General features: G+C 67.7%; 4 protein-coding genes. 2 read left to right on the forward strand and 2 right to left on the reverse strand.

The window, feature by feature from the left end:
• Positions 1–1,239, reverse strand: a 1,239-nt coding sequence (locus ACIQ2E_RS13620; RefSeq protein ID WP_398331619.1) for a glycosyltransferase family 4 protein, incomplete at its 3' end; no start/stop codon positions are given.
• The gene (locus ACIQ2E_RS13625; RefSeq protein ID WP_398331622.1) at positions 1,239–1,943 is read right to left on the reverse strand and encodes a glycosyltransferase; all 705 of its coding nucleotides are present in this window, start codon (positions 1,941–1,943) and stop codon (positions 1,239–1,241) included. The genes ACIQ2E_RS13625 and ACIQ2E_RS13620, both read right to left, overlap by 1 nt.
• A 77-nt stretch (positions 1,944–2,020) precedes the next feature.
• Here ACIQ2E_RS13625 and ACIQ2E_RS13630 point away from each other — a divergent pair, with 77 nt between their 5' ends.
• Together ACIQ2E_RS13630 and ACIQ2E_RS13635 are read left to right on the forward strand one after the other, a co-directional pair.
• Positions 2,021–2,389, forward strand: coding sequence for a hypothetical protein (locus ACIQ2E_RS13630; protein ID WP_398331625.1), 369 nt, complete (start codon positions 2,021–2,023; stop codon positions 2,387–2,389).
• Positions 2,370–2,717, forward strand: coding sequence for a hypothetical protein (locus ACIQ2E_RS13635; RefSeq protein ID WP_398331628.1), 348 nt, complete (start codon positions 2,370–2,372; stop codon positions 2,715–2,717). Before ACIQ2E_RS13630 ends, ACIQ2E_RS13635 begins: the two co-directional genes overlap by 20 nt.
• The last annotated feature ends 424 nt before the right edge of the window (positions 2,718–3,141 follow it).

A 3,141-nucleotide genomic window follows, 5' to 3' on the forward strand; every position in this document is an offset into this window, starting at 1 on the left:
AGCGCTGGCGTGGGTGGCAGTCTGCCAGTAGCGGGCGCTGCTGTGGCGCCGGCGCAGCAGGTCGCGGCAGGCGCTCACGCGCCGCTCGGCCTCTTGCCGATCGGCCCAGAGCCGATCCAGGGCCGCCACCAACCCCTGAGCTCCCGCCGCTGGCGGCACGGGCCAGCCCGTGGCGTGGTGGATCAGTTCGGGTACCCCACCCACCGCCATGGCCACGATCGGCACGCCGGCGGCGCCTGCCTCCAGCAGCACATTAGGCAGACCCTCATAGTCGGAGGTGAATAGCAGAGCCCCATAGCGCTCAAGGGGCAGATCGGCAAAGCGTTGGTAAGGGCCACAGGCCTGCACATTGGGCAGGCGGTCGAGCCCCCAGGCGCGCCATTGATCGGCCGACACCGCCGGGCCATGCATATCGATCGGCAGATCGGGGCGCAGCTTCGCCACCCGCGCCACCAGGTCGGGGCGTTTCTGCGCGCAGAGCCGGCCGGCCCACAACAGCCGCTCTCCGCGACAGACGCGGGCCGGCAGCTCGATGGCGACCGGTTGATAGAGGGCCTGCAAGCGCGCCCGGTCGCAGCGCCCCAGGGCAAAATCGTGGCTGAGCTGGTCAAGAAAGGTCTGGTGATCGCAGATCACCCGCTCCAGATGGGGCAGGGTGCTGCGCAGGTAGCGATCGGCATGGGAGATCGGCATGCCATTGGGCAAGCGATCCCTGCAGAACAGCCCCGCACTCCAACGGGTTGTACAGGTGAGGTGCTCTCCGAACCGCTCCAGGGCCCGCCAGCCGGCGGCGCTGTGCAGGTTGAGCACGGCCCCTGGACGCCAGAACCTGATCAGCTGCGCCAGCAGCAATGCCCTTTCGTCAAACGGCAAGGGCTCGGGCTCCAGGGCCGGCAGGGCCAGGGTCCTGCCCGCATCAGCAAACCAGGGCAAGGTGTCGACCTGGGGCTGATCCGTGGCCAGCACCAGCAGATCGTCGCTGCCCCAGTGGGCGGCCACCGCCTGGGCGGCATGGGCCGCCACCCGCTCCACGCCGCCCACTACAAAACCATGGATCAGAAGGAGGCGACGCGGTGGCCTGGGCGTCTGCTCCAAAACCCGCTGCATCACCAGGCTGCGCAGGCAGGGCGTGGGGGGCGATGCCTGCTGCACAAGCCCGGCCAGATCGAGGCTGCCGAGGCCCGGCTCCTGGGCCGCCATCCGGCGGTGCAGGCTTTGCCAGAGCGCGGGATCCACCATCACGCGGCGGCACGCTGCCGCCTGAACTGACAGGTGCCGTCGAGCGCCCGGTGCACAAAACCAGCCTGCAAACTGCGGCAATGCCAGTTCCACAGCACATTGCCCAAGGCCGGGGGCAGGGTGCTGGCCACGGGCTGGAGGGGGCACACCTGAAAGACAGACCGATGCGCCACGCAGCTCCCCGGCCAGAGCTCCTGGCTCAGCAACGCCGCCAGCGGGTGATCAAGCTCGCCCTGATCGGGCAGCAGCTGCAGTTGCTGCTCGTTTTCAAAGCAGAAGAGCGCGCGGGGGTGAAACACGCTGCACCGGGCCGAGCCTTCACCCTGGGCACCAATCGCCGTCGTCACCGCGTTCAACCAGTTGGGCGCCAACAGGTCGTCGACCGTGCCCAGGGCGATCCAGGCCTGCCGCGTGTGGCGAATGCCGGCCTGCCATGCCTGGGCCTGCCCGTGGCGGTGACGCTTCAGCAGCCGCAGCGGCACGGCGCAGCGGCGGCGCAACTGGGCAGCCGCCTCACCGGTGGTGCCGTCGGCGCCATGCAGCACGAGCACCAGCTCCACAGGCACGGCCTGCACCTGCAGGGCCCGCAGGGCCTCCACGGCACACCGCACCGCCGCTGCCAGGTAGGCCCCTTCGCTGTGAGCAGCCAGCACCAGGGCCATCCCCTCGGGGTGGTTGCGCTTCGGCAGCAGGGGAAGATCCACCGGACTGCAAACACCTGAGTTCAACCTAAACGAGCCAGGCATGGCAGCCTGGCTCCAGAGTTCAGCGCAGCCCACCCGTGTTCAAACGTCTGCGGCAGCGCCTGCGCGGCACCCCAGCCCAGCCGTTCTGGGAATACAAGGTGGTGCAGCTGGTGGCGCAGCCACCGGCCTCACCTGAAGATGCCAGCCGCAAGCTGGGTGGATCGCTCAGTGCCGAAGCCCTGCGGTCACAGTTTCCGGAGTACTACGCCAACCAGAACGGACGCCGTCAGATCAACGACTTTCTCAACCGCCTTGGTGACGACGGTTGGGAGCTGGTGCAGGTGCAACAGATCGCCGATCTGCCGCTCATGGTGTTCAAACGACCCAAACGACTGGCAGCGGCCGCGAACCTGGCTAAACAGGAGCCAGAGGCCGAAGAACACCATGCCCAGCAACCCTGCTGAAGCCGCCGACGCCACCCATCTGGGCTGGGTGAGCAGCCCAGCGCAGGGAGGCGGCGACGCCGACCATCTGGTGCTCAACGAACCCTGGGCGCCGACCGCCACGGGCGATCAGGAACCCGTCGTGACCTTCACGCGCGCGCAACCCATCGACAACGCTGAGATTGAAGCCGATCGGGAACCCGATTTCACCGAGGTCAACGCCAGTGGCCTGGCGTCACCGTTTGAGCTGTGGGGTGCAGAGCCCGAGAGCGACGACAACCCGCAAGGCTCGCTGGTGGTGTTTGGAGAGAGCAGCGAGAGCGTCAGCGCCGACACGGTCTTCAGCTGAACCAAGCAGGCGGGTTGGGTGTGCTGCGGAACCCCGATGCCCCATGCATGGAGTGCCTGCACTGGCCTTTGAGAAACTGTGGTTGAACCCAGTCAGCCTCGCCAACCAGATCGCACCGTCGCCTCGATGCTCACCGTGGGCGACTTTGTGCCCCAGTCGCTCAAGATTTTGCGGCACGGCGAGGCGCGGGCGGTATCGCTGCGCATGGACCTGCTGCTGGTGAGCGCCACCAACTGCATTGGCCTGGGGCGGATAGAGGTTGGTGACCACCAGCACGCGCATGGCTCGAGGCTACGGGGCGGTTGCGCCCATGAGGGACTGCCAAACTCCACGATCCGAACGGCGCAATGGCCCTTACCCTGGTCAATGGCGACAGGGCCTGGCCATGGTGGTTGCAACAGCTCCGGACACCCCCTGCCTGCAA

The sequence above is a fragment of the Vulcanococcus sp. genome (assembly GCF_044369115.1).
Taxonomy (GTDB): Bacteria; Cyanobacteriota; Cyanobacteriia; order PCC-6307; family Cyanobiaceae; genus Vulcanococcus.